Here is a 24,680-nt window from a genome sequence, read left to right as displayed (position 1 = left end):
TTTTCGTTTTAGATACTTGAAATCCAGATGAGTGGTCACTTTAATGCACTTGGAATTGTACAAACAGGTATAGGAACCATCTTGTGTTTGTTAGCAGTATTTAGTTTGGTAAATATAAGAAAAACCTTTTTTTCTCGGTCAGTAAAGTCATTTTCTGTTTTACCTTCATCTTGCATGCGCATTGCCCATTCTAATTCTGGGTATGAAGCACCAATTTGATCTTCGTCAGTTCGATCATCACCCCAAAGCCCATCAGTAGGGGCCGCTTCTTGGATATCTACATTTATTTTTAAGAATTTTGCAATTTCATACACCTCAGTTTTTAACAAATCAGCTATCGGACTTAAGTCAACACCGCCATCACCATATTTGGTGTAAAATCCTACGCCAAAATCTTCTACTTTATTACCTGTACCCGCAACAAGGTATCCATTTAATGCTGCAAAATAGTACAAGGTAGTCATTCTTAAGCGTGCTCTAGTGTTCGCTAATGACATAAAACGCTCTTCTTCATTGGCGACTGGAGGTAATGCTTCAATAAGACTATCAAATACAGGAGTGAGGTTTACAGGTTGTCTTTTAACGGTATTGTAATTGGTCTGTAACCAGTCAATATGTTTAGAAGCACGAGTTACTTGGTTTTCTGCCTGATGGATTGGCATTTCTAAGCAAAGTAGTTCAAGACCCGTTTTAGCACATAATGTAGATGTTACAGCGGAATCTATTCCTCCTGATATTCCAATCGTAAAACCTTTAATACCTGCATTATTAGCATAATCTTTTAGCCAGTTTACAATATGGTCAACAACTTTTTCGGTCTGCATGAAGAATTAATTTAACTTTGTTCGTTAAAAATAACGTGTAGCAACGAAAAAATAAAATGAACTTACAATTACTTTACCGGTATAAACGAATTTTTACTTTATTCTTAATAACTATGGCCATTTTTTCATGTACTGATGAAAATAAGGTGAATGAAGACATCGAAAAGATTCCGATGGATTTGAAAATAGTTCGGTTTGATCGCGAACTAGCAGCGACTACCGCTGAGACTTTTGCTGAAACTAAAGGGAAATATCCCTACTTATTTCCCGCACAGTATACAGATAGTATCTGGATAGAAAAACTGGATGATACCATACAAATAGAGTTATTAAGTGAAGTTGGTAAAGCTTTTCCTGATTTTGACGAACAAAAGGCCGATTTAGATCAACTTTATAAACATATTAAATATTACTTTCCGCGTATAAATGGACCGAAGGTTTTAACAGTAACCTCAAATGTAGATTATCGTAATAGAATTATTTTAACAGATAGCCTTTTGTTAATTGGTTTGGATAATTATTTAGGATCGGATCATAAGTTTTATCAAGGAATGCAAAAATATATTGGCGCAATTTTAGATAAAAAGTTTATGACGAGTGATGTAGCAGGTGCTTTTGCGACTAAAGTTTTAAATTATCCAACAGAGCGTACGTTTCTTTCCAAAATAATTTACTATGGTAAAATCCTTTATTTAAAAGATAAGCTATTGCCGACTATTACAGATGCTCAGAAAATAGGTTATTCTCAGGAACAATACGATTGGGCTATCGCAAATGAAGAACCTATGTGGCGTTATTACGTTGAAAATGAATTGCTTTATAGTACGGATAATAAATTGGAACCAAGATTCTTGGATTTGGCTCCATTTTCGAAATTTGGACTTGAACTTGATAATGAATCTCCATCGAGGTTAGGTAGATATATAGGTTGGCAAATAGTAAAAGCTTATATGGAAAAAGACGAAATTACTCCACAACAACTTTTACCTTTGTCCGCTGAAGAAATTTTTAAGGAAGCAAACTATAAACCTAGAAAATAATGGCTGAATTGCATAAATCTCAAATTACCCTTACCGTTGGACTTGATGAAAACCGAGTGCCAGAAAAATTAAATTGGTCTGCCCAAGATGGTGGAATCAATAATGAAGAAGCAAAGGCCATGTTACTTTCTGTATGGGATAGTAAAAATAGAGAATCTTTAAAAATTGACCTTTGGACCAAAGACATGCCGGTTGATGAAATGAAAATATTCTTTCATCAAACACTAGTCTCTCTTTCTGATACTTTTATGAAAGCTACTCAAGATGAAAAAATGACCGCTACCATGAAGGATTTTTGCGATTATTTTGCAGAAAAGCTAGAGTTGAAAGAATAAATTTAACTTTTATTCTGCGATTGATACCGTCATTGGCCAACCTTCAAATTGATTAGCATCTTCTTTTGTTACGTCTACATATCTTGGCCAGCATTCAAAAGTAGTAGATAGTGCCTTTTTATTAAATCGAATTAATCCATAACCTCCTCCTTTTGAACTACTTTCAGGGTTTACATAGGCCTTCATGCTGATTTTGTTATTAAATCCATCTAAATAATCACCGGTCCATGGTAAGGTCGTTTCTTTATTCGGATTAGGGCCCGCTTTCTCATCTAAAGGCCACCACCAACGACTGTAATAATCATTTACTATTGCAGGAACAATAAAAGACCAAGGACCATCGCCATATTCATGTATGCCTTGTTTTATAATAGTGGCTAAATGCTGATCGCCAGCTATATGTACTGCATTAGCTTTTTTAATTAATGTTAATGCCTTATTCCGCCCAGTCTGGGGCCAGCCATTAGAATCGAGATCGGCATGTAATCTATTTTCAATTTGTCCATGAATATGTGCTCCTCCACAAAACCCGGTTTGTGATAAAACCACTTTTATTGCATTCGTATTTGACGTACCCCATTCATCTAAAAATTTTAATTGACGATCTCCCAATAATTTAAGCTCTGGTAAGTCTATAGATGCCGGGTCGTATTCTGGATTTCGAATATGGTCTGGTCGCGGCCCTTGTTGTGGTATTTTACCATTCGGGCCAGATTTAAATTTTCTATCTTCTAAAATTGCAAAATCAACGCCTCCCCAAAGTAAATTGGTGTAATACACTTGAATGCCTTGTTCTATAGGTGTTGAGTCGTACGGGTCAGGTAAGTGCGAAGTTTGGCAACGCTCAACCATTTTCACATATTCTGGATGATAAGTATACCCGCCATCATTAGATCCTTCTTCTATGGATTTTTTGCCATTTTCTCCCCATAAATTGCCTTGACCTATATCGTGATCATCTGGTATAGCAATGGCAGGTCTATTTCTAAAAGTTTCGCGAAATTGGAGACCAAATTTTAGCCAAGCAGCGGTATGCTCCGTATGGTCATATGATTGATCACCAGCGAAAAATATCAAATCTGGATCTTGATGATTTATATTTCGGACATAATTTTCTCGCATTCCACGGTCTTTATTGGAATTACATGAAAGTGCTGCTAAAGAAATTTGTTCATTATCCTTTGGGTTTTTGCGAATTAAACCTTCGTAGAAAGAGTTGTTGCCATGTTTAATTCGATATTTAGTATCTTTTGTATCATCCCAACTCTCAATCCTAAATAAGGCAGACCAACCTAAATCATTAATGGTTTGTTTTTGAATCTCTTCCCATTTCCCGTCTTTTTGTAATTCTAATCGTACCTCTCTGGTTTCATCTGGGTATAATGGGAATAGCTGAGCACTTAATTTTAATATGTTCTTAGATACTGTGTAAATTCCAAATGCAACCACACTATCACGATGTACCTTTAAATCTATAATTGGGTTATCTGCACGGTTCCACCAATCATTAATAGCCAATGTATCTACATTTGTAAAAGGTGCTATTACCGGTGGTGTTTCGTTCTTTTTAGAATTTTCTTCAGTTTTACAACCAATTAAAACTGATAATATTAAAAAGGTAATTGTTAGTTTTTTCATTTTTAGTTTGTTTTAAAAAGAGCTATTGTATAATCAAGTAGTGCTGCGTTCCCGAAATCGCCATGACCGGGTACAATAGTTTTAACATTTGGATATTGGTTTTTGATTTTTAATACGGTATTACTCCATTTATTAGTATTGGCATCTTCAAGATTTCCCTTTGATGCGTTCAAAGATTTTATCATGCAACCACCATAAATTAACTCTTCGCTTGATATATAGCTAATAATATTGTCCTTGGTATGTGCCTCGCCAAAGTAAATATTCATAACGCTTTCACCACCAATTATTAGTTCTTTTTTTAAATCAAAACCGTGCATCGGCACTGTATATTCTTTTTCTTTAGCTAAATCAATAGTTTTGTTATTAGCATATGAAGGAATTTTATTATTATGAAAAGCTTCTAGTCCACCTAGACAATCAGAATGATGATGATTTACTACAATAGCTTCCACACTAGATTTTTTGAATTTTAAAATCCAATTTATTAGCTCTTTAGATACATTATTATTAGTAGGTGTATCAAAAACTATGGCTTCACCATTTTTTATAAAAACCAATCCATTGCAGGCTACTTTTCCAAAATCAGAAGTGTTTATGTATGAAATATGTACATAGCTATTTTCTGAAATAGGGATAATTTTTAGAGTTTCAGAACTGTAAGCTTCATCTAAATTTTGAGACTCACCTTGTAAAGGGATTAGTGTAACTAAAAATAATAGAAGTTTAATTCTGTTGATTAGCATTGATTGTTTAATTAAACTCATAAATATATAGTTTTAATAGCCAATTATGAAGCCCAATAATATTCATAAATTGATTTTTGTTTATAATGCCGAAACTGGTTTTAGAAATCAACTAATAGATGGAGCACATAAAGTATTAAGTCCAAGTACTTATAATTGTCAATTGTGCGCCATAACCTTTGGTGCTTTTACGGAAAATAGCACCTGGAAGAAATTCAGAGAAGATTCTAACATTTCGATGGAGTTTTTACATAAAGACGAATACCGTAAAAAATTTGCATCTAAATTTGGTCATAATTTTACTTTCCCAATTGTTCTAGGTCAAACGGATAATGAGCTTGAAATTGTTGTTAAAACTGAAGAAATGAATGCTTTTGGAGATGTGGAATCCTTAATAAAATGTATTCGTAATCGTGTCTAGATGGTCTTTTTCTGACGTTTAAAAAAATCACTATTTATTGCAGAAATAAATTCTAAAACTTCATCGCGACCTATGTTTTTAGAGGATGATGTTACAAAATGTTGTGGTGCTTCTTCCCAGTTACTTGATATTAATTCGTTAAGATATGCATTTACATTTTTTTCTATAATCTTTGGTTTTAATTTATCGGCCTTCGTGAAAATAATGCAAAAGGGAATCTGATTTTCGCCCAACCATTGCATAAATTCCATATCTATTTTTTGTGGTTCGTGTCGAATATCCACCAACACAAATGAACATACCAGTTGTTCGCGCTGTAAAAAATAATTGGTTATATATTTTTGAAATGTTCTTTTGTCCTTTTTAGAAACCTTGGCGTATCCATACCCTGGTAAATCTACTAAGAACCAATTTTCGTTAATTTTAAAATGGTTTATTAGTTGGGTTTTTCCTGGTCTTCCAGATGTTTTTGCTAAACTTTTACGTTGAGTTAACATATTTATTAATGAAGACTTCCCAACATTTGAACGGCCTATAAAAGCATATTCTGGTATTGATTCCTTCGGGCACTTCGCCACTTCTGTATTACTGATAATAAAGTTCGCAGTTTTAATCAACATGGATAAGTGATCTTAAAAGCCTCTTTTAGTAAGCCAGTTATCTAAGATTTCGTTAAACTTTTCTGGGTGTTCCATCATTGGAGCATGACCGCATTTTTCAATCCAAAAAAGCTCTGAATCGGGTAGTAATTCATCAAATAGGTTAGCGACATCCGGTGGGGTAACAGTATCGTCCTCTCCCCAAATAATACATGTAGGCGTTTGCATATCAGGTAAATCATCTGACATGTTATGTCGAATAGCACTTTTTGCAATTGCAAGGGTTTTAATGATTTTATTACGATCATTAACAGTTGCAAAAACTTCGTCAACAATTTCCTTTGTAGCTATTTTCGGGTCATAAAAAACTTTTTCTGCTTTGGCTTTAATAAATTCGTAATCTCCCCGGCGCGGATAACCATCACCCATAGCACTTTCGTAAAGTCCAGAACTTCCAGTAATTACTAGAGCTTTGACCATTTCGGGAAAAAGTTTTGTATGTAATAGGCCAATGTGTCCTCCCAACGAGTTGCCTAAGAGGATAACATCTTCTAATCCTTTAAATTCTATAAATTTTTCTAGAAATTTTGCGAATTGCTTGACATTGGTTTTCAACATGGGCATGTCGTAAATAGGCAATTCAGGAATAAGTATTTTATATCCTTTTTTTGGGAAATGATTTAAAACACCTTCGAAATTACTCAAACCACCCATAAGGCCATGCAGAATAATTATTGGAGTTCCTTCCCCAGTTTCAATGTATTTAAATTTTCCTTCTGAAATTAAGTTTTCATTCATTCACGAGCGAATCTAATCTTAAGACAAATATAGGCAATTACCTATTACAAGCGTTAGACATAAATGTAACACAATTAATAACGAAACGGTTATAAATATGCTCTTATTCTACATATATGTATTCTGTTAATGATATGGCTTCTCCATTTTGGGTGAAACCTTCTATAGATATTTCGTAGGTACCTAAGTTTTCTGAGGTATAAAATTTAAATAAATTATTTTCTTTTAAATTTACTTTAGGTAACCATAATAATTGCTGTCTGAAATCGGCGATGTGCGATTTATTAGTAGGAATAGATTCTTTGTATTCTTGAAAATAATAATCCTTTAAAGGTAATGGTCCGTCGATGTTAAATTTAATTGAATTTTTAGTTATTGGTAGCTGATTGTAATTACCTTCTTTAGTTTCAATAGAAAATATTCCTTGATATTTTCTGGGTCCTATATAGTATTCATCTCTCGATATTCCAATGTTTTGTATCTTATTTACATTAAAGTTAAAAAGGTCAGATGAATTTTGGACAAGTATTTTATCTACCAAAAATAAGGGAGCAGCTTGTTCATCAATAAAATAATGATTGTTCTCTCTGATTTGAATTTTGTATTGACCTTTTCGTTTTTTTACTAATACATTATCTATTATTTCTATAAGTGTTTCTTCAAGAGTTTTAAAACGTGTGTAGTCATCTAAATTGTACAATTCATCAAATATATTATATACGGGAGTAGGGGATATTGAAGAAATTAGGCTGTCTAATTTTGTTTCGAAAAAAGCATTCTCTATTTGGTTGTAAACACTTCGTTTCTCTAAAATGGGATTCAAATTTTTCGAAACTCCAATATTTTTAAATTTGAAGGTGTCGGTTCTAATATTTGAAGTATCTAAAACTATTTTATTAGCATCAATGTGATTGTCTAATAGGTTGAAAATAATTTCATTACTTCGATTATTGTTGACTAGATTGAAAAAGAAAGTGCCGTTTTTATCCGTTTGTGAGATTTTAGTTACCCCAAAATCTCCACCAATTGAAATACTAATATTTTTATTGGCTACTCCTTGCTTACTTAATTTATTAATTAATTTACCGGTAATTAGTTCACCTCTAAGCTCAGGTAGAAAAATTGCTTCATTGTTATTCAGGGTTATAAGATTGAATGCATTATTGTTTAAATCAATCGATTTATTTTTATTAAAAGGTATTGTGATTGGGTCTTTTTTTCTAACTGAAATAGAAATATTAGCATTAGCAGATATAGCTGTGTTTTTAATTTGAAATGTAACTAATTCCAGCTTCTTGTAATTTTTTTTGGATAGAAGTATTTTATCTGTGGTATTTTTTTCTTTTGAAATGACTCCCAATTCAATACTATCAGTTTTTGAATTATAAATTATATTTTCTGAAGGATAATTAGTTTCATTAGACAATTCATTAAAAGGATTTATAATTGCTATATCTCCAACAAAGTATGAATCTACGCCTGAATTTCGCATCCAATTAGTATATCCTACAAGTTTGTAATGTCCGGTGTTTAAAGTTACCGGTATAAAAAAATCACCTTGCCCTAATCCATTGGTCAATCCAATTTTGTGCTTAAAAATGACCTTTCCTTTACTGTTAATTAATTCAACATATCCTATTTTACTAATTTTACTCGGTGATAAATCTTTGTTATTTAAACAGTACATTTTGTAATAAAAATACTCTCCGGAAAGTAAAAAATTGTCATTGTAATGTATGAATACCTGCTCTTTATCGATTGAATTAAATTTAACACGGTCTTCATTTGATTCAAGCTGATATTGCCCAATAGTAATATCGGGTTTCAATAATGTTAAAAGGACAATAAGAACCGTTTTTCTCATAATTTATTCAATCCAAAATTCAGGTACTTCAGCACTGCCTAAAACTGTACAATCACCACATACTCTTGGGGCAATAATATAAGCTTCTAGAGCACCGGTCATTGCATTTGTAATGTTGTCAACATAGCTAACCGAGTTTGCTTTTACATATTGATAAACAGAAGGTTCTCCACTCACAGGATAAGTAGTTTGATCACAATCATCAATATAAGGTGGTAAATCTTCTTCCGGATAAAAGTCTGCATAGTTTATAAATGCTCTTTTTTCTGATACTGATGAAACTTCAAAAATACCAACAACCCTTTCCTGATTATTATCTTCTGAATAAATATTACCATTAATAAAACCTGGTTGGCTTTGCGAGAATAAACTTTCAGATCCGGAAAAATCTTGTAGTTTTTTGTAAAAGTTATAGGCTTGTTGCGAAAGCACATGTTGCCTAATTAAAATACTGTATCTATGGGAGAAAATATAATTTTCTTGATTTAAAAAACGCACTTCGAAATTAGAAACACGATCTTCTGCTGTCCCTGAAGTTTCGGTTAATAGTATTGAATTTGAATAATCAGTAGCATAGCAAACGCGTTCTTCATTTTCTCGATTTACTACGGAAACTACTTGTTCTTCTTCTGAAGCCACAATCAAGTGCTCAGGTATCCAATTAGGCGCAATTATTTTATATGTCTCTTCGTAATCATACCGATAGTAAATAGAATTTCCAGTTGGGTCATAACTATTTACAGCAATAGAAACACCGATGTTACCTGTTTGCGTTGTAGTTTTTACTGAATTAATACTCTCAATCTGACTTGATTGTGGCAATGAAACAGAACTAGACGAATATGCTTTACCTGTGGAAGTGTTTATAAACAGTTGGTATGATTTATCCAATTCAGCTTTAAAGGCTATGTCTGAAATGTATTTACCAACTTCAACCTCCGAAAAAGTATACGTTTGTTGATTATCATCGGTGATTTTTACGGTTGCATTTTGTTCAAATATTATTTCGCCTTGTTCTGCTGAAGATCGACTGAGAATAACCTCATGATTTTTTAATTCGTTTGTAAGTACGGCTTCGACTACAAGCAAGCTTTCTGTTTGTGGCAAAAGATTAGGTGAATACGGTTCTGTACAAGTACTGAAAAGACATCCTATTAAAACAAATAGAATAGTAGATATATAATATGTAACCTTATATTTTTTCATTAAAATTTAAAATTATAGGTTATCGTAGGCACTGGAATGGCAAAAATTGAACTTTGATATGCTTTTAATGTTCCCTCTTCCGTAACAAAAAATACAGAGTAGGGGTTATTTCTTCCTAAAACATTATAGACTGAAATATTCCAAAAGCTATGTGCAAATTTCTTGATTTTATGATTTCCTTCAATATTAAAGCTTAAATCTAAACGGTAAAAATCCGGAATACGAAATTTATTTCGGTCACTATATAATGCATATTCTGCACCATTTAAATTATAAGAACCAATAGGATAAGTAACTGGTCGGCCGGTTTGATAAACAAAGTTTGCGGACAAACTAAATCTTTTAGTAAACTTATAATTCGTTACTAAACTGAAATCATGTGGTTTATCGAAGTTTGAAGGAAAGTATTCACCCCCATTAATTTGCTCTTCAGGAAATTCACTGGCTAATTTTGTGAATGACCTTGAATATGTGTAACCAAGCCATCCATTTAATTTACCCTTATTTTTTTTAATTAGAAGCTCCACTCCATAGGCTTTAGCTTCTCCTTGTAAAACTTCAGTTTCAATAGATTCATTCAATAACAGTTGGGCTCCAACTTTATAATCTAAAATATTAGCTGTTTTTTTATAATAACCTTCTATACTTAGCTCGTATGTATTTGCATTAAAATTTTTAAAAAAACCTAATGAAACTTGTCTTGCTCTTTGAGGAGCTATATTAAGGTCAGAAAGCTTCCATGTGTCAGTAGGTGATACTGTTGTATTGCTGGATATGGTATGTATGTACTGGTTAGTGTTATTGTATCCTGCTTTTACAGACAGACTAGGACTTAACAAATATCGAGTTGAAACTCTTACCTCTAGTCCGTCGTAAGTATTTATAATTTCGTTACTATCAAATTCTTTTATTTCTGATAAGGTGCCTTGGTCTTTCGGTAAATCTTCTTCATATATATTTTGTGAAGATTTGCCGAGTGAAGCATAAAACGAGTATCGCAAACCAAAATCTAAAGATAACTTGTCAGATAGCGTGATATTATCAGATATAAATAATGCTGATTCCCAACCTCTTTCTTTTTGAATCTCTAATGGAGCTACAATGGACGCTATTCCTTTTGGTTCTACTTCACCTGGATTAACAATATATAATTTGCTTGAAAGTCCATAATTAAATTTATGAGTACTGCTGTATAGATTAAAAAATTTTAATTTTAATTCAGTCTCATTTATTTTATAACCTAAATTGAAATTTTGGTTTGCTTCCCCATCATAATCTATATTAAAACCATATTCACTGTTCGCTAATATTGCTTTCATAGAACTTTTTTCATTCAGTTTTTTGTTCCAATTCAATGAAGCTAAGCGGTTGTCGTAACTATATACAGAATCAGAAGTAATACTAAATGCATCTCTACTGTAATACGCTGTTGCTGCAATGTTGTTCTTTTCATTGATTTGTGAATTGTATTTAGCAACAATATCAAAAAATGATGCTTTACTATTCTGTAAAGATTCTTCATCTAATGAATTTAAAATCCAATTTGAATAGGTGCTTCGTCCTCCTAGCAATAAACCGGATTTCTCTTTTACAATAGGTATTTCGAGCATTAGGTTGCTAGTGACTGGCCCTATTGACGCTTCTCCAGTAAACTTTTCTGTATTTGCATCTTTCGTGTTTATATCAAAAACAGAAGATAATCTTCCTCCAAATTCAGCGGGAATAGATCCTTTGTATATGGTTACACCTCCAGTGGTAAAGGGGTTTAATGCTGAGAAAACACCGAAAAAATGAGAGGGGTTGTATATCACCGCATCATCTAATAATATTAAATTCTGATCTGTACTACCACCACGAACATTATAACCCGAAGCTCCTTCACCTGCATTTGTAATTCCAGGAAGAGTGATAGCTGTTTTAAGAATATCACGCTCACCTAATACTAAAGGAATAGTTTTTATTTCTGCAACATCAAGCTCTACTACACCGGATACTACAGTTTCTATATTTTTTAGCTGATTACTTTCAACAACTACTTCATCTAATTGCTCTACATTTTCCGCTAATGCAAAATTTAGTTGACCATCATTATACATGATAATCTTTTTTTCAGTGGATTCATAACCAATAGCTTTGGTCTGAATAATAGACTGACCAAATGGCAATACAATTTTATAAAAACCATTTTCATTTGTACTAACACCTCTTGAACCATCTTTTAAAATAATAGCAAGATTTTGAATAGGTTCTCCGTTCATGCTATTTATCACAGTTCCCGTTAGAGTGAAATTTTCTTGATTAGAGTAGCGTTGCTCTTTGCCTATTCTAATAGTTTCAGTTTTTGAAGATCCACTTTCCTTGGGAATTAAATAAAAATTTGGGATGCTAGTTTCGTCATCGGTAGAAGTTATTGATGTGATAATGGAGTCTTGATAAAAACTAGTATGTAATTTGTCTTTAATAATTACATTTTGAGTTAGAACGATTTTATTAGTTTCGAGAAAATAGAAATTGATAGTCGTGTTATTGAAAATATCTTTGAGTACATTATTAATAGGAGTGTTTTCATAGCTACCCGAAATATGCTCAGCTCCCAACCACGTGCTACTATAATAAAAGTCGAAATCGGAAATCTTCTCAATCTGCAGAAGAACATCTTCTCTATTGGCATTTTTAAAATTGACAGAAATATTTATATTTTCTGATTGTGCCAACGAAAACTGAAAACTGAAAACTGCGAGTAGTAAGATGGTTACTAATTTCAATACTTTTTTTAAATTTTAGTAGGTGTGCTAGTTAATAAAAAGTCTAAATGCGATAGTAATTTTTTTAATTTTGATTCAAAAGTAAGATTGGATGCTAATGCTTTATAATGTTTAGTTAATTCAGTTTCTAAATCTGGAAAAACCGAAGTGAAATCGGTATATTTTTCAATAGAATACAGATTGTTTTTATAACTTAAATAATACTCGTTTTTGGCATCTTCAAATTCATAAAAAACCAACTTCTTATCTAAAATTTCGTGAATAGATTTTTTGCGTTTTAAAAGTAATTTAAGCTTGTTTTTAATTGATATTACTTCATAATAACCGGCGCCTAATTTTTTGTTTTCAATTTTAAGAAACGAATGGTTATTAAGTTTAAAATTATTTACGTTTAGCTTATGAACTTGTAAGATGTCGCCTCCATATTTCTTTTTTACCTGTAGTAATAATTCGTCATCGTAGACATTGTATTTTATTTGGAGATTATAGTACGGTTGATTGTTAAAAACAACCGAGCCTGTTACAAAATTAGGCTCAGGAAAAAATTTCGATTTTCTACTTTTTGTACGATGCTTCTCCTTGTAAATAAGCCCAGAATGTATTTCGGAATTTTCAATAGTAGTAATCGAATCAAAAAAAGAATAAAGAGCTTGTTCTTTATCACTCTCTTGCGCTATTATTTGCTTTGGAACGATTTGAAAAAGAAAAAAGAAAACTATAGTTGGTATTGGCCTCACAAATAAATTTTGAACTATTAATTAAAAAATGTTCGGGGATTTATGGTTCTTCAAATTCATTTTTTTGTATTAACAAATTTGTAACCTAAAGTTATCTGTTTTTTGCAAATAAAAACATAATAAAGACTTTAATTCTCCAATTAATTAGCATTTAACATATATGTGTTTAGCTGCATAGTGGTCATTTTACACTTTTATATGCGAAGAATCACCTCGTTTTATCAACAAAGTGGTAAAAAGTGGTAAAAAGTGGTAATAATATTTATATATTTGACATAGTAAATAAAAAATCAACGACTTAGGTGATTCATTTTAACAACTCGTACGATTGTAAAGTTGATGCCAAAGGTAGGCTAATGCTACCTTCTGGCCTAAAGAATCAGCTATTGCCATTGTTGAAAGATGGATTCATCATAAAGCGATCCGTAAACGGTAAATGTTTAGAGTTGTGGCCTAAAGTGGAGTGGGATGTTGAGATGGGTAAGCTTAAAAAGCTAAATAGGTACGTAAAAAAGAATAACGATTTCATTAGAATTTTTATGGCTGGAGTCAAAGAAATTGAAATTGATAATGCTGGTAGGTTGTTGATACCTAAGAACTTAGTTTCAATTGCAGCTATTAAAAAAGAAATATCGTTGAGCTCTGCGGTTAATTACATAGAAATATGGGATAAAGAGCGCTATGAGCAAGAGATTGAAATTGAGCCGCTAGATTTTGAGGCGATGGCCGAAGAGGTTATGGGTGGTGATGGTATAGGTGCTGAGAATACTCCGGATGTATCATAATCCAGTATTATTAGCGGAGTCTGTTGCTGGACTCAATATTAAAGAGAATGGAGTGTATATAGATGTGACCTTTGGAGGTGGAGGACATTCTAATGAAATATTGAAACAACTTGGTGCAAAAGGTAAGTTAGTTGCTTTTGATCAAGATACTGAGGCATTGGATAATTCTATTGATGATGAGCGATTTACATTGATAAATGAGAATTTTCGATATCTCAAACAGTTTTTAAAGTTCTATGGCATTCGGAAAGTAGATGGAATCTTAGGAGATTTTGGCGTTTCATCGCATCAATTTGACAAAGCAGAACGTGGTTTTTCAACTCGTTTTGAAGCGGAATTGGATATGCGAATGAATATGAATAGCAAATTGTCGGCCTATGATGTTGTTAATAGTTATGATCATGATAGTTTGAGAAAAGTTCTTTTTCAATATGGTGAATTGCGAAATGCAGATGCAATGTCAAATACTATTATTGAAGCAAGAACTGATGCGCCAATTAAAACAACGATGCGGTTGAAAGAGGTGTTGAGAAAGTTTTTGCCGCAACGAAAAGAGCATAAAATTATAGCTCAGGTTTATCAGGCTATTAGAATAGAGGTGAACCAAGAGTTAATAGCAATTGAAGAGCTGTTGTATCAGAGTGTTGATTTATTGGATGTAGGCGGTAGGTTGAGTTTAATTAGTTACCACTCTTTAGAAGATCGGTTGGTGAAAAACTTTATTAGAGCTGGAAAGTTTGAAGGAGAGGCGGAAAAAGATTTTTACGGAAATGTAGATGTGCCTTTTAAAAAAGTCGGCAAGTTGGTGATTCCATCAAGAGAAGAAATAGTACTAAATAATAGAGCACGTAGTGCTAAGCTTAGAATTGCTGAGCGTATTTAATAAGAATAAATAATTGTGATGAAAAACGGAATACTCGACATATTGAGAGGAAAATTTTTAGTGAGCGGGGATGCTCCTAAAAATTGGATGTTTATCATATTCACCTCTTTTTTAGCTACAATAATGATAGGAAGCTCACATAGAGCTGATCAACAAGTGCATAGGCTTGCAGCGTTAAACGAGGAGGTAAAAGAATTGCGTAGTGAATTTGTAGATATACGTTCGGATGTACAACGTTTGAAGCTCGAATCTAATTTGTCGCAGACACTCCTTGAAACAGGATTGTTTCCATCTGAAATTCCCCCAAGAAAAATAAAAGTTAAATCAAAAATTACCGAGAGAGCTAATGCCGGTTTCTGAAAAGAAAATTTTAAATCGCTTATATATTGTATCGGCAGGACTTTTTCTGTTTGCGATGGCTGTTATAGTGAAATTGGTGAGCATACAAATGGTTGATGGTGATAAATATCGCAACCTAGCAGAAAAGCGTACCGAAAAAATGTTCACAATAGAGCCTAATCGAGGTAATCTATATTCAGATGATGGTAGTCTTTTGGCAACATCGGTATCGCGATATACTGTTCGTTTTGATGCGGTTACAGTTGCAGATGAAGATTTTCAAGAGAATGTGAAACCTTTAGCAAATGAATTAGCTAAACTTTTAGGTAAAACTTCTTCGCATTATCAACAATTATTACGCAAAGCAAAAGCCAACAAGAATAGGTATGCGCTTATTGCTAGAAATCTCGATTATTCAGAATATATAGCACTAAAACAATTTCCGCTTTTTAAGAAAGGTCCATATAAAGGAGGATTGATTATAGAACAGAAAATTAAACGAGAGCACCCATTAGGTAAAATTGCTGAACGATCTGTTGGCTATGAACGATTTGATGAAAATGGTTATGCAACTAGAGTTGGACTTGAAGGTGCATTTGGTCAATATTTAAGAGGCATAGAGGGTAAGCGATTAAAGCAAAAAATTGCAAAAGGACAATGGAAGCCTATAGGGCTTGACAATATTGTAGAGCCGAAAGATGGATATGATGTTGTTTCTACCATAGATATTAATATTCAAGATATAGCGCATCATGGTCTTTTGGGGCAATTAGAAAAATATAATGCTGATCATGGTTGTGTAATAGTTATGGAAACTGCAACAGGTGAAGTAAAGGCAATTTCTAATTTGGGAAGAACTAAAGAAGGTAAATATTACGAACGTTTAAATTATGCCATTGGCGAATCTAGTGATCCAGGTTCAACTTTTAAGTTGATGAATATGGTTGCTGCTCTTGAAGATAAAGTAATTGATACTAGTACTGTAATTGATACTGAAAAGGGACGGTGGAAAATTTACAGAAAAACTGTTAAGGATTCTAAGCATGGTGGTTACGGTGAAATATCAATGGCAAAAGCATTCGTTGTTTCATCTAATACTGCTTTTGCAAAAATGATTCACACTAACTACAAGAATAATCCGGAAAAGTATGTTGATCGTTTACGTGAATTAAAAATTCACCAGCAATTAGGGTTACCAATTAAAGGTGAAGGAAAACCACTTTTAAGATATCCAGGAGATAAAGGATGGTCGGGTATTTCTCTAGCACAAATGGCTTATGGTTATGAGGTTTTGATGACCCCACTGCAGATACTTACTTTTTATAATGCCATTGCCAATGATGGAGAAATGGTAAAGCCGCGCTTGATAAAAGAGGTGAAAGAATGGAATACTACTATACAGAAATTTGAAAAAGAAGTTATTGACCCTTCTATTTGTTCTAAAGAAACGGTGAAGAAAGTTCAGGCGCTAATGGCTAATGTGGTTTCTGAAAAATTTGGAACGGGACATAGACTATATTCTCCCAATTTTTCAATGGCGGGAAAAACTGGTACTGCACAAAAGAATTACGGTTCAAGTGACCCTTCTAAGTTTGGTTATATATCTAGTTTTTCAGGATACTTTCCGGCTGATAATCCAAAATACTCATGTATTGTGGTAATACATGAGCCAGATAAAAGTGTTGGCTATTATGGTGCAGATGTTGCAGGGCCAGTATTCAAATCGGTTGCTCAAAAAATTTATGCAAATAACCCATTGGTTAATGAGGTGGAATTAATGACAGCTGATAATCAGAAGCTAGATACTGAATATCAAAAATATTATACCGAGGTTCAAAAAGCACATAGTAGTGTTCCAAATGTGAAGGGTATGAGTGGTATGGATGCAGTTGCAATACTTGAAAATTTAGGTTTACAGGTTGAAGTTATCGGAAATGGTAAAGTGAAAAAACAATCTATTTCTCAAGGAACTGCAATAAAAAAAGTTAATAAAATAATACTCGAACTTTCATGAAGACTTTGAAAGACATCTTATTTGGGGTGAGCTTAACTGCTGTAAATGGCAGTACGGCTGTAGAGGTCAATTCGGTATGTTTTGATTCGAGAGCTGTTGATGTAGATGATGTTTTTGTGGCTATACGTGGTACATTAACTGATGGTCACGAGTTTATAGAAAAAGCTATTGAATTAGGTGCTAATGCTATAATCTGCGAAGAATTACCAAAGACAATGGACAGTAATGTCACTTTTGTTGAGGTAAAAAATGCAAATGAAGCGCTCGCATTTATGGCATCAAATTTTTACGATAACCCTTCTAAGAATTTGAAGTTGGTTGGAGTTACTGGTACAAATGGTAAAACAACTGTGAGTAGTCTTTTATACCAGCTATTTAAAAAGGCAGGTTTTAAGGTGGGTTTAATATCGACCATTAAAATTATGGTTGATGAAACTGAGTATCCTACAAAGCATACAACTCCAGATGCACTTACAATAAATCATCACCTCGATTTAATGACGGAAGCTGGTGTTGAATTTTGTTTTATGGAAGTTAGTTCGCATGGAATACATCAAAAACGAACTAAAGGTCTTGTATTCGAAGGTGCGATTTTTACTAATCTTTCACATGATCATTTAGATTACCATAAAACTTTTGCAGAATATAGAGATACCAAAAAAATGTTGTTTGACGAGCTTGGTAAAAATGCTTTTGCACTTTCCAATATAGATGATAAGAATGGTGAAGTAATGATGCAAAATACGAAAGCTAAAAAGCATACGTATGCGTTGAAAACTTATGCAGATTACAGAGCGCAAATCTTAGAGAATCAGTTTGACGGACAATTACTGAAACTTAATGATAATGAATTATGGTCTCGATTAATAGGAGATTTTAATGCTTATAATATGTTGGCAATTTATGCCACAGCAGAATTATTAGGTCTGGAAAAACTAGAAACGTTACGTCTACTAAGTGAGTTGGAGAATGTAGATGGTAGGTTTCAATATTTTATTTCAAAAGAAAAAATTACGGCTATAGTTGATTATGCCCATACACCGGATGCGCTAAAAAATGTGCTTGAAACTATCAACACATTGAGAACTGGAAATGAAAACGTCATCACCGTTGTGGGGTGTGGTGGCGATAGAGACAGATCAAAGCGTCCGGTTATGGGTTATATCGCCTCGGAAATGAGTAACAAAGCCATATTTACCTCTGATAACCCAAGATCAGAATCACCATCTGCTATTATTGAAGAAATGGAAGCTGGTGTGGAAATGCAAAAAAAACAGAATGTATTGTCTATCGAAAATCGTGATCAAGCAATTAAAACTGCTTGTCAGTTGGCTTTAGCAAAAGACATCATTTTGGTAGCGGGTAAAGGTCATGAGACCTACCAAGAAACAAACGGAAAACGAATTGATTTTGACGATTTTAAAATCATAAGAAATCATTTAGATAGTCTTAATAAATAGTGTAATAAAAGAGAATGCTGTATTATCTTTTTGAATATTTAGAAACACAATACCAGGTGCCCGGTGCGAGTCTGTTCCAATTTCAGACTTTTAGAGCGGCTTTGGCGGTATTGTTGTCTCTAATATTGGCTACAACTTATGGCAAACGTATTATACTCTTTTTGCAGAAAAAACAAATAGGAGAAACTGTTCGGGATCTTGGTTTAGACGGTCAAAAACAAAAATCTGGTACGCCAACAATGGGTGGTTTAATCATCATCATGTCTACTTTAATTCCAGTTTTACTTTTTGCAGATATTTTAAACATCTATATCATCTTATTAATTATTACAATTATATGGATGGGAATTATTGGCTTTATTGATGATTATATTAAAATCTTCAAGAAAGACAAAAAAGGCTTAAAAGGCAGGTTTAAAGTAATGGGCCAAGTTGGATTGGGTCTTTTCGTCGGTACTGTTTTATACTTCCACCCAGAGGTTACAATGCGAGAAAGTACTCAAACTATAATTACCGAACAATATACTGTTGAAGAAGTTAAAGGGAAAGATGTTAAATCTACTATGACTACAGTTCCTTTTCTTAAACACAATGAGTTGGATTACAGTAGTCTTATTTCATGGGCTGGTGAAGGTGCTAAAGACTACGGATGGTTGTTGTTTATTCCGATAGTAATACTAATTATTACGGCGGTTTCTAATGGTGCAAATTTAACTGATGGTATTGATGGATTGGCAGCTGGATCATCAGCGATAATTGTGTTTACCCTTGGAATTTTTGCTTGGGTTTCTGGTAATATTATTTTCTCAGAATACCTCGATATAATGTACATCGTAGGTGCTGGTGAACTTCTTGTTTTTATTACAGCATTTGCAGGTGCACTTATTGGATTCTTATGGTATAATGCATTTCCTGCTCAAGTGTTTATGGGGGATACTGGTAGTTTGACTATTGGAGGTGTTATCGCTGTAATTGCAATTATTGTTAGAAAGGAATTGTTGCTAGTTATTCTGTGTGGGATATTTTTAGCAGAATCAGTTTCAGTAATGATGCAAGTAGGATATTTTAAATACACAAAGAAAAAATTAGGAGAAGGAAAGCGCATTTTTTTAATGGCGCCATTACATCATCATTATCAAAAAAAAGGGTATCACGAAAGTAAAATTGTTACCCGTTTTTGGATTGTAAGTATCGTGTTAGCAATTCTTTCAATTGTGACTTTAAAAGTCAGATAGATGGCAAGACTTGTTGCATTAGGTGGAGGAGAAAGTGGAGTAGGTACTGCAGTTTTAGGATTAAAAGAAGGTTTTGAAGTCTTTGTTTCAGATAAAGGCCTCATTAAAGAAAAATATAAAAAAGTTCTTGAACATTTTGGGATTGATTGGGAAGAAGGTCAACATACCGAATCAAAAATTTTGAACGCCGATATCGTAATGAAAAGTCCTGGTATACCTGAAAAGGTGGCTTTAGTACAGGAATTATTTGCGAAAGGAATACCGGTTATTTCAGAAATTGAATTTGCCACTAGATATACTGATGCAACAATTGTTGGTATAACTGGTAGTAACGGTAAAACTACCACCACAATGCTAACGAATCACATTTTTAAATCGGACGAATTAAATGTGGCAATGGCAGGGAATATTGGTGATAGTTATGCGAAAATGGTAGCGGAAAATAGTTTTGATTTTTATGTTTTAGAAATCAGCAGTTTTCAACTAGATGGTATAATATCATTTAAACCGAAGATTGCGATAATAACAAATATTACTCCAGACCATTTGGATCGGTACGAGTATAAGTTTGAAAATTATATCGCATCAAAATTTCTGATAACAAAAAATCATACTGAAACAGATTATTTGATTTATGATGCTGATGATAAGGTTTTAGTCAGTTGGTTAGAAAAACACCCAGTCAAATCCCACTTAATACCTTTCTCCATTGAAAAAAGCTTGGAAGAAGGTGCGTATCTCGAGAATGAACATATAGTAATAACAATAAATAATAATACAATACACATGACCACCGACTCATTAGCGCTTGAAGGCAAACACAATTTAAAAAATACCATGGCCGCTTCGTTAGCAGCAACTTTGGTTAATATTAGAAAGCAAACCATTAGAGAAAGCATTACTAGTTTTCAAGGTGCGCCACATCGCCTAGAGAAAGTGTTGAAGATTCATCATGTACAATACATTAACGATTCCAAAGCAACGAATGTTAATGCCACCTTTTTTGCCCTAGATAGTATGAGTACCCCGACCGTCTGGATTGTCGGCGGGGTTGACAAGGGCAATGACTACAAAGAATTAATGCCTTTAGTGCGAGAAAAGGTAAAGGCAATTGTTTGTTTGGGTGAAGATAATACCAAGATTAAAGAATTTTTTGGCAATGTTGTTGACCTGGTGGTGGAAACTTATGCAATGTCTGAAGCTGTTAAAGTAGCGTATAAAATTGCCGAACGTGGAGATACAGTTTTGCTTTCTCCTGCCTGTGCTAGTTTTGATCTTTTTGATAACTATGAAGATCGAGGAAATCAATTTAAAGAAGCAATTAAAAATTTGTAATAGATAAAAGTGAAATCATTATTCCAAAATATAAAAGGAGATAAAACCATTTGGGCTGTAGTGGCACTCTTGGCTTTGTTTTCGTTTTTGCCGGTTTACAGTGCTAGCAGCAATTTAGTTTATGTTGTTGGTAGTGGCACAACTATGGGGCATTTGGTTAAACATGCCATGTTGTTGATTCTTGGTTTTGGAATTATTTATGGAATACATCGAATTCCAAGTCATTATTTTAAAGGCTTATCATTAATAGCAATGCCAATTGTTTTGGTGTTACTAGCTTTTACAATAGCACAGGGTACTACAATAGATGGTGCAAATGCTAGCCGTTGGATACAGTTGCCATTAGTAGGTATTACTTTTCAAACTTCAAGTTTGGCTTCGGTGGTTTTAATGATTTATGTTGCTCGGTATTTATCTAAAATTAAGGATCAAGAAATTACTTTTAAAGAAAGTATATTGCCTTTATGGGTGCCAGTTTTTTTAGTGATAATTTTAATTTTACCAGCTAATTTTTCTACAGCTGGAATCATTTTTTCGATGGTGCTTTTATTATGTTTTCTCGGAGGATATCCCACGAAATATTTATTGAGTATAGTTGGTACTGGATTATTATGTTTAACACTATTTATACTTGTAGCCAAAGCGTTTCCTGATTCATTTAGTAACCGCGTAACAACTTGGGAACATCGTATTACAAGTTTTACGGATGGAGAAGATGGCGAAGCGGGTTACCAAATAGAAAAAGCAAAAATAGCTATTGCAACTGGTGGTATTGTTGGTAAAGGGGCAGGTAAGAGTATTCAAAAGAATTTCCTACCACAAAGTTCTTCCGATTTTATATATGCGATTATTGTTGAAGAATATGGTCTTGTTGGTGGAATTATTGTAATGTTTTTCTACCTACTCTTACTTTTTAGAATTGCAGTGGTTGCAAATGCTAATTCTTCAATTTTTGCAAAATTATTAGTATTAGGAGTGGGTCTTCCAATTGTATTTCAGGCTTTAATTAACATGGCTGTTGCTGTGGAGTTGTTCCCGGTTACGGGGCAAACTTTACCCTTGATAAGTAGCGGAGGTACATCAAGTTGGATGACTTGTTTAGCTATCGGAATTATTTTGAGTGCAAGTGTAAAAGATAAAGATAGAAAAAAGAGTAAAGAAGATAATTCAGATATGGAAATAACTAACCCCTTAGAAGTTTTAAGTGGGCAGCTATAAATTTATTTTATCTGGAGGAGGCACAGGCGGACATATTTATCCTGCCATAGCCATAGCAAATGAATTGAAAAAAAGACATTCCAATGCCGAATTTTTGTTCGTTGGAGCAAAAGATCGCATGGAAATGGAAAAAGTGCCCAATGCCGGTTACAAAATTGAAGGCCTTTGGATATCAGGATTGCAACGGAAATTGACATTAAAGAATTTAATGTTTCCATTTAAATTGATAAGTAGTTTGTTGAAAGCACGAAAAATAGTATCACAATTTAAACCCGATGTTGTCATTGGCACCGGAGGTTTTGCTAGTGGGCCACTCTTAAAAGTTGCTTCTGGTCGTGGTATTCCTTGTGTTTTGCAAGAACAGAATTCTTATGCGGGAATGACCAATAAGTTGCTTAAAGATAAAGTTACTAAAATTTGTGTTGCTTATGATGGTATGGATAAGTTTTTCCCTGCCGAAAAGATTATAAAAACAGGTAATCCTGTTAGAGGTGATTTGGTTGCAATGAATGTGGATAAGCAAGAAGCAATTAAATCTTTTCGGTTAAGTGCAGATAAGAAAACCATTTTTGTATTAGGTGGAAGCCTTGGTGCGAGAAGAGTAAATCAGCTAATAGCGAAAGAACTTGAATATTTTAAAACTAGAAACCTACAGGTTATTTGGCAATGTGGTAAGCTTTATATCGAAGAATACAAAAAATATAATTCGGATTCGGTCAAGGTACTTGACTTTATAAACAATATGGATTTCGCTTATGGGGCAGCCGATTTTATAATTTCAAGGGCAGGAGCAGGTTCAGTTTCAGAACTATGTATTGTAGGTAAACCAACAGTATTTATTCCATCACCCAATGTTGCTGAAGATCATCAAACAAAAAATGCGCAAGCTTTAGTATCTGAAAATGCGGCATTAATGTTGCGAGAAAAAGAACTGGATGAAAATTTTGAAACTGTATTTTCAGAATTAATTGAATCTGGAGAAAAACAGAAAGTGCTCAGTACAAATATTAAAAAATTGGCTTTGCCTAATGCAACTAAAAATATTGTTGATCAAATTGAAAAATTGTTAAATAGGAATTAAATCTTGGACTTAAAAAACATACATAACGTTTATTTTATCGGCATCGGAGGTATTGGTATGTCTGCTCTTGCACGTTATTTTAAGTTTCTTAAAAAGGAAGTAGCTGGTTACGATAAAACTAGAACTCCATTAACTGCAGAATTGGAATCTTTAGATATAGCCATACATTATGAAGATTCTATGGGTTTAGTTTCCAAAAATTTTAAAGATTCAAAAAACACCCTTGTTGTTTATACGCCAGCGGTCCCCACGGAGCATTCTGAATATCAATTCTTTTTGAATTATAACTTTCAGATTAAAAAACGTTCTGAGGTTTTAGGTTTAATTACTAAAGATACTTTTTGTCTTGCGGTTGCAGGTACGCATGGCAAAACGACAACTACAAGTATACTTGCTCATCTACTTAAAGAAACTGGCACTTCTTTTACCGCTTTTTTAGGCGGAATTTCGGAAGATTTTAATAGTAATTTTTATTTTCAAGGTAACGATGTTTCTGTGGTTGAAGCTGATGAGTTTGACCGTTCTTTTTTAAGGTTATTTCCTGATGTTGCTTGTGTTACATCAATGGATGCAGATCACCTAGATATTTATGGTGATGCTGAAACTTTACACCAATCTTTTAAAGATTTTGTAGGGTGTATGAAGTCTAACGGAAAATTATTTGTTAGAAACGGACTGCCTCTAGAGGGGTTCACTTATGGTATTGAAGACGATTCGGATTTTTGTATCCGAAATATAAAAATAGTACATGGCACCTACGTTTTTGATTTGGGCACTCCTGAAATTAATTTAAAGGGAGTTAAGTTCAACAAACCAGGAAGGCATAATTTGCTAAATGGTTTGGTTGCTTTTGCGATGGCGGTGCAAACTGGTTCCCCACCAGACCGCCTTGCTAAAGCCCTTGAAACTTTTAAAGGAGTTAAACGTAGATTTTCTTACAAAATAAAAGAAAAGAATTTTGTTTTTATTGATGACTACGCTCATCATCCAACAGAAATTAATGCTATTTATGATGCGATTAGTGAAATGCATCCCAATAAAAAAGTTTTGGTTGTTTTTCAACCACACCTTTTTTCAAGAACTAAGGATTTTGTAGATGATTTTGCAAAAAGCCTTGCAAAATTTGACAGTATTCTGCTGCTAGAAATTTATCCAGCAAGAGAAAAACCAATGGAAGGGGTTAATTCTGAGTGGCTTATGGGAAAGATTGATAACCCTCATAAAAAAGTAATTCAAAAAGACAAATTAATTAGTGAAATAAGAAGTCAAAATCCAGATGTATTAGTTACGATGGGGGCAGGTGATATTGGTCTTGAAGTAGAAAAAATTACAAAAGAATTTGAATATGCGAATTAAT

22 protein-coding genes are annotated in these 24,680 nt (G+C 33.4%); 13 read left to right on the top strand and 9 right to left on the bottom strand.

The window, feature by feature from the left end; genetic code table 11:
- Nucleotides 1–35 precede the first annotated feature (35 nt).
- A complete protein-coding gene (gene nadE, locus ABJF52_RS03610; RefSeq protein ID WP_348146425.1) occupies nt 36–824 on the bottom strand; it encodes an NAD(+) synthase in 789 nt (262 codons plus the stop codon).
- Nucleotides 825–937: 113 nt separating this feature from the next.
- Here nadE and gldB point away from each other — a divergent pair, with 113 nt between their 5' ends.
- On the top strand, nt 938–1,864 hold the full coding sequence (gene gldB, locus ABJF52_RS03605) for a gliding motility lipoprotein GldB (RefSeq protein ID WP_348146422.1): 927 nt from the start codon (nt 938–940) through the stop codon (nt 1,862–1,864).
- The gene (gldC, locus tag ABJF52_RS03600; RefSeq protein ID WP_348146419.1) at nt 1,864–2,199 is read left to right on the top strand and encodes a gliding motility protein GldC; all 336 of its coding nucleotides are present in this window, start codon (nt 1,864–1,866) and stop codon (nt 2,197–2,199) included. Before gldB ends, gldC begins: the two co-directional genes overlap by 1 nt.
- 9 nt (nt 2,200–2,208) lie before the next feature.
- On the opposite strand, the gene ABJF52_RS03595 is transcribed toward gldC, so the two are convergent.
- Nucleotides 2,209–3,837: a metallophosphoesterase family protein gene (locus ABJF52_RS03595; protein WP_348146416.1), complete on the bottom strand. Its 1,629-nt coding sequence runs from the start codon at nt 3,835–3,837 to the stop codon at nt 2,209–2,211.
- Nucleotides 3,838–3,839: 2 nt separating this feature from the next.
- Nucleotides 3,840–4,604, bottom strand: coding sequence for a subclass B1 metallo-beta-lactamase (gene bla, locus ABJF52_RS03590; RefSeq protein WP_348146413.1), 765 nt, complete (start codon nt 4,602–4,604; stop codon nt 3,840–3,842).
- A gap of 25 nt (nt 4,605–4,629) precedes the next feature.
- Between bla and ABJF52_RS03585 the strand changes: the two genes are divergently transcribed.
- Complete coding sequence (locus ABJF52_RS03585; RefSeq protein WP_348146410.1) at nt 4,630–5,004, top strand: GTPase; 375 nt, start codon at nt 4,630–4,632, stop codon at nt 5,002–5,004.
- Here the strand turns inward: ABJF52_RS03585 and yihA are convergent.
- From yihA to ABJF52_RS03555, 6 genes are all read right to left on the bottom strand, one after another.
- Nucleotides 5,001–5,624, bottom strand: a complete 624-nt coding sequence (gene yihA / locus ABJF52_RS03580) for a ribosome biogenesis GTP-binding protein YihA/YsxC (RefSeq protein ID WP_348146407.1) — start codon at nt 5,622–5,624, stop codon at nt 5,001–5,003. The two genes, ABJF52_RS03585 and yihA, sit on opposite strands and share 4 nt — an antisense overlap.
- Nucleotides 5,625–5,636: 12 nt before the next feature.
- Complete coding sequence (locus tag ABJF52_RS03575) at nt 5,637–6,401, bottom strand: alpha/beta hydrolase (protein ID WP_348146404.1); 765 nt, start codon at nt 6,399–6,401, stop codon at nt 5,637–5,639.
- Between the two features lie 103 nt (nt 6,402–6,504).
- Nucleotides 6,505–8,265 carry a hypothetical protein gene (locus ABJF52_RS03570; RefSeq protein WP_348146401.1) on the bottom strand — a complete coding sequence of 587 codons (1,761 nt, stop codon included), beginning with the start codon at nt 8,263–8,265 and terminating at the stop codon, nt 6,505–6,507.
- Between the two features lie 3 nt (nt 8,266–8,268).
- Entirely contained in the window at nt 8,269–9,471 is a 1,203-nt protein-coding gene (locus tag ABJF52_RS03565; RefSeq protein WP_348146399.1) for a DUF4249 domain-containing protein, read from the bottom strand.
- On the bottom strand, nt 9,471–12,236 hold the full coding sequence (locus ABJF52_RS03560; protein ID WP_348146396.1) for a TonB-dependent receptor: 2,766 nt from the start codon (nt 12,234–12,236) through the stop codon (nt 9,471–9,473). The genes ABJF52_RS03565 and ABJF52_RS03560 overlap by 1 nt, the downstream gene beginning before the upstream one ends.
- An 8-nt stretch (nt 12,237–12,244) precedes the next feature.
- Nucleotides 12,245–12,973 (bottom strand): hypothetical protein, encoded by a 729-nt coding sequence (locus ABJF52_RS03555; RefSeq protein WP_348146393.1) that lies wholly within the window; start codon nt 12,971–12,973, stop codon nt 12,245–12,247.
- Between the two features lie 302 nt (nt 12,974–13,275).
- Here ABJF52_RS03555 and ABJF52_RS03550 point away from each other — a divergent pair, with 302 nt between their 5' ends.
- The 10 genes from ABJF52_RS03550 to murC are packed head-to-tail and all read left to right on the top strand — an operon-like array spanning nt 13,276 to nt 24,679.
- Nucleotides 13,276–13,758, top strand: coding sequence for a division/cell wall cluster transcriptional repressor MraZ (locus tag ABJF52_RS03550; RefSeq protein WP_348146391.1), 483 nt, complete (start codon nt 13,276–13,278; stop codon nt 13,756–13,758).
- Complete coding sequence (gene rsmH, locus ABJF52_RS03545) at nt 13,748–14,641, top strand: 16S rRNA (cytosine(1402)-N(4))-methyltransferase RsmH (RefSeq protein WP_348146388.1); 894 nt, start codon at nt 13,748–13,750, stop codon at nt 14,639–14,641. Before ABJF52_RS03550 ends, rsmH begins: the two co-directional genes overlap by 11 nt.
- 18 nt (nt 14,642–14,659) lie before the next feature.
- Entirely contained in the window at nt 14,660–15,001 is a 342-nt protein-coding gene (locus ABJF52_RS03540; RefSeq protein ID WP_348146385.1) for an FtsL-like putative cell division protein, read from the top strand.
- On the top strand, nt 14,988–16,994 hold the full coding sequence (locus tag ABJF52_RS03535; protein WP_348146382.1) for a penicillin-binding protein: 2,007 nt from the start codon (nt 14,988–14,990) through the stop codon (nt 16,992–16,994). The genes ABJF52_RS03540 and ABJF52_RS03535 overlap by 14 nt, the downstream gene beginning before the upstream one ends.
- Nucleotides 16,991–18,454 (top strand): UDP-N-acetylmuramoyl-L-alanyl-D-glutamate--2,6-diaminopimelate ligase, encoded by a 1,464-nt coding sequence (locus ABJF52_RS03530; RefSeq protein WP_348146379.1) that lies wholly within the window; start codon nt 16,991–16,993, stop codon nt 18,452–18,454. Before ABJF52_RS03535 ends, ABJF52_RS03530 begins: the two co-directional genes overlap by 4 nt.
- Nucleotides 18,455–18,468: 14 nt before the next feature.
- Entirely contained in the window at nt 18,469–19,689 is a 1,221-nt protein-coding gene (gene mraY / locus ABJF52_RS03525; RefSeq protein WP_348146376.1) for a phospho-N-acetylmuramoyl-pentapeptide-transferase, read from the top strand.
- Entirely contained in the window at nt 19,690–21,024 is a 1,335-nt protein-coding gene (gene murD / locus ABJF52_RS03520; RefSeq protein ID WP_348146373.1) for a UDP-N-acetylmuramoyl-L-alanine--D-glutamate ligase, read from the top strand.
- Nucleotides 21,025–21,033: 9 nt separating this feature from the next.
- Complete coding sequence (locus ABJF52_RS03515) at nt 21,034–22,242, top strand: FtsW/RodA/SpoVE family cell cycle protein (protein ID WP_348146370.1); 1,209 nt, start codon at nt 21,034–21,036, stop codon at nt 22,240–22,242.
- Nucleotides 22,229–23,323, top strand: coding sequence for an undecaprenyldiphospho-muramoylpentapeptide beta-N-acetylglucosaminyltransferase (gene murG / locus ABJF52_RS03510; protein ID WP_348146367.1), 1,095 nt, complete (start codon nt 22,229–22,231; stop codon nt 23,321–23,323). Before ABJF52_RS03515 ends, murG begins: the two co-directional genes overlap by 14 nt.
- A gap of 3 nt (nt 23,324–23,326) precedes the next feature.
- Nucleotides 23,327–24,679, top strand: coding sequence for a UDP-N-acetylmuramate--L-alanine ligase (gene murC / locus ABJF52_RS03505; RefSeq protein ID WP_348146365.1), 1,353 nt, complete (start codon nt 23,327–23,329; stop codon nt 24,677–24,679).
- Nucleotide 24,680 lies beyond the last annotated feature (1 nt).

It is taken from the genome of Aurantibacter sp. (assembly GCF_039941195.1).
In the GTDB taxonomy this organism is placed as follows: domain Bacteria; phylum Bacteroidota; class Bacteroidia; order Flavobacteriales; family Flavobacteriaceae; genus Aurantibacter_A.
This window is presented reverse-complemented; position numbering and strand designations above follow the sequence as displayed.

Excerpts from the sequence above, each read along its gene's own strand:
- ABJF52_RS03575 (WP_348146404.1), bottom strand. The coding sequence starts at position 6,401 with ATGAATGAAAACTTAATTTCAGAAGGAAAATTTAAATACATTGAAACT.
- bla (WP_348146413.1), bottom strand. The coding sequence starts at position 4,604 with ATGAGTTTAATTAAACAATCAATGCTAATCAACAGAATTAAACTTCTA.
- mraY (WP_348146376.1), top strand. The coding sequence starts at position 18,469 with ATGCTGTATTATCTTTTTGAATATTTAGAAACACAATACCAGGTGCCC.
- nadE (WP_348146425.1), bottom strand. The coding sequence starts at position 824 with ATGCAGACCGAAAAAGTTGTTGACCATATTGTAAACTGGCTAAAAGAT.
- murD (WP_348146373.1), top strand. The coding sequence starts at position 19,690 with ATGGCAAGACTTGTTGCATTAGGTGGAGGAGAAAGTGGAGTAGGTACT.
- gldB (WP_348146422.1), top strand. The coding sequence starts at position 938 with ATGGCCATTTTTTCATGTACTGATGAAAATAAGGTGAATGAAGACATC.
- yihA (WP_348146407.1), bottom strand. The coding sequence starts at position 5,624 with ATGTTGATTAAAACTGCGAACTTTATTATCAGTAATACAGAAGTGGCG.
- ABJF52_RS03565 (WP_348146399.1), bottom strand. The coding sequence starts at position 9,471 with ATGAAAAAATATAAGGTTACATATTATATATCTACTATTCTATTTGTT.
- ABJF52_RS03585 (WP_348146410.1), top strand. The coding sequence starts at position 4,630 with ATGAAGCCCAATAATATTCATAAATTGATTTTTGTTTATAATGCCGAA.
- ABJF52_RS03540 (WP_348146385.1), top strand. The coding sequence starts at position 14,660 with ATGAAAAACGGAATACTCGACATATTGAGAGGAAAATTTTTAGTGAGC.
- ABJF52_RS03535 (WP_348146382.1), top strand. The coding sequence starts at position 14,988 with ATGCCGGTTTCTGAAAAGAAAATTTTAAATCGCTTATATATTGTATCG.
- rsmH (WP_348146388.1), top strand. The coding sequence starts at position 13,748 with ATGTATCATAATCCAGTATTATTAGCGGAGTCTGTTGCTGGACTCAAT.
- ABJF52_RS03595 (WP_348146416.1), bottom strand. The coding sequence starts at position 3,837 with ATGAAAAAACTAACAATTACCTTTTTAATATTATCAGTTTTAATTGGT.
- ABJF52_RS03570 (WP_348146401.1), bottom strand. The coding sequence starts at position 8,265 with ATGAGAAAAACGGTTCTTATTGTCCTTTTAACATTATTGAAACCCGAT.
- gldC (WP_348146419.1), top strand. The coding sequence starts at position 1,864 with ATGGCTGAATTGCATAAATCTCAAATTACCCTTACCGTTGGACTTGAT.
- ABJF52_RS03530 (WP_348146379.1), top strand. The coding sequence starts at position 16,991 with ATGAAGACTTTGAAAGACATCTTATTTGGGGTGAGCTTAACTGCTGTA.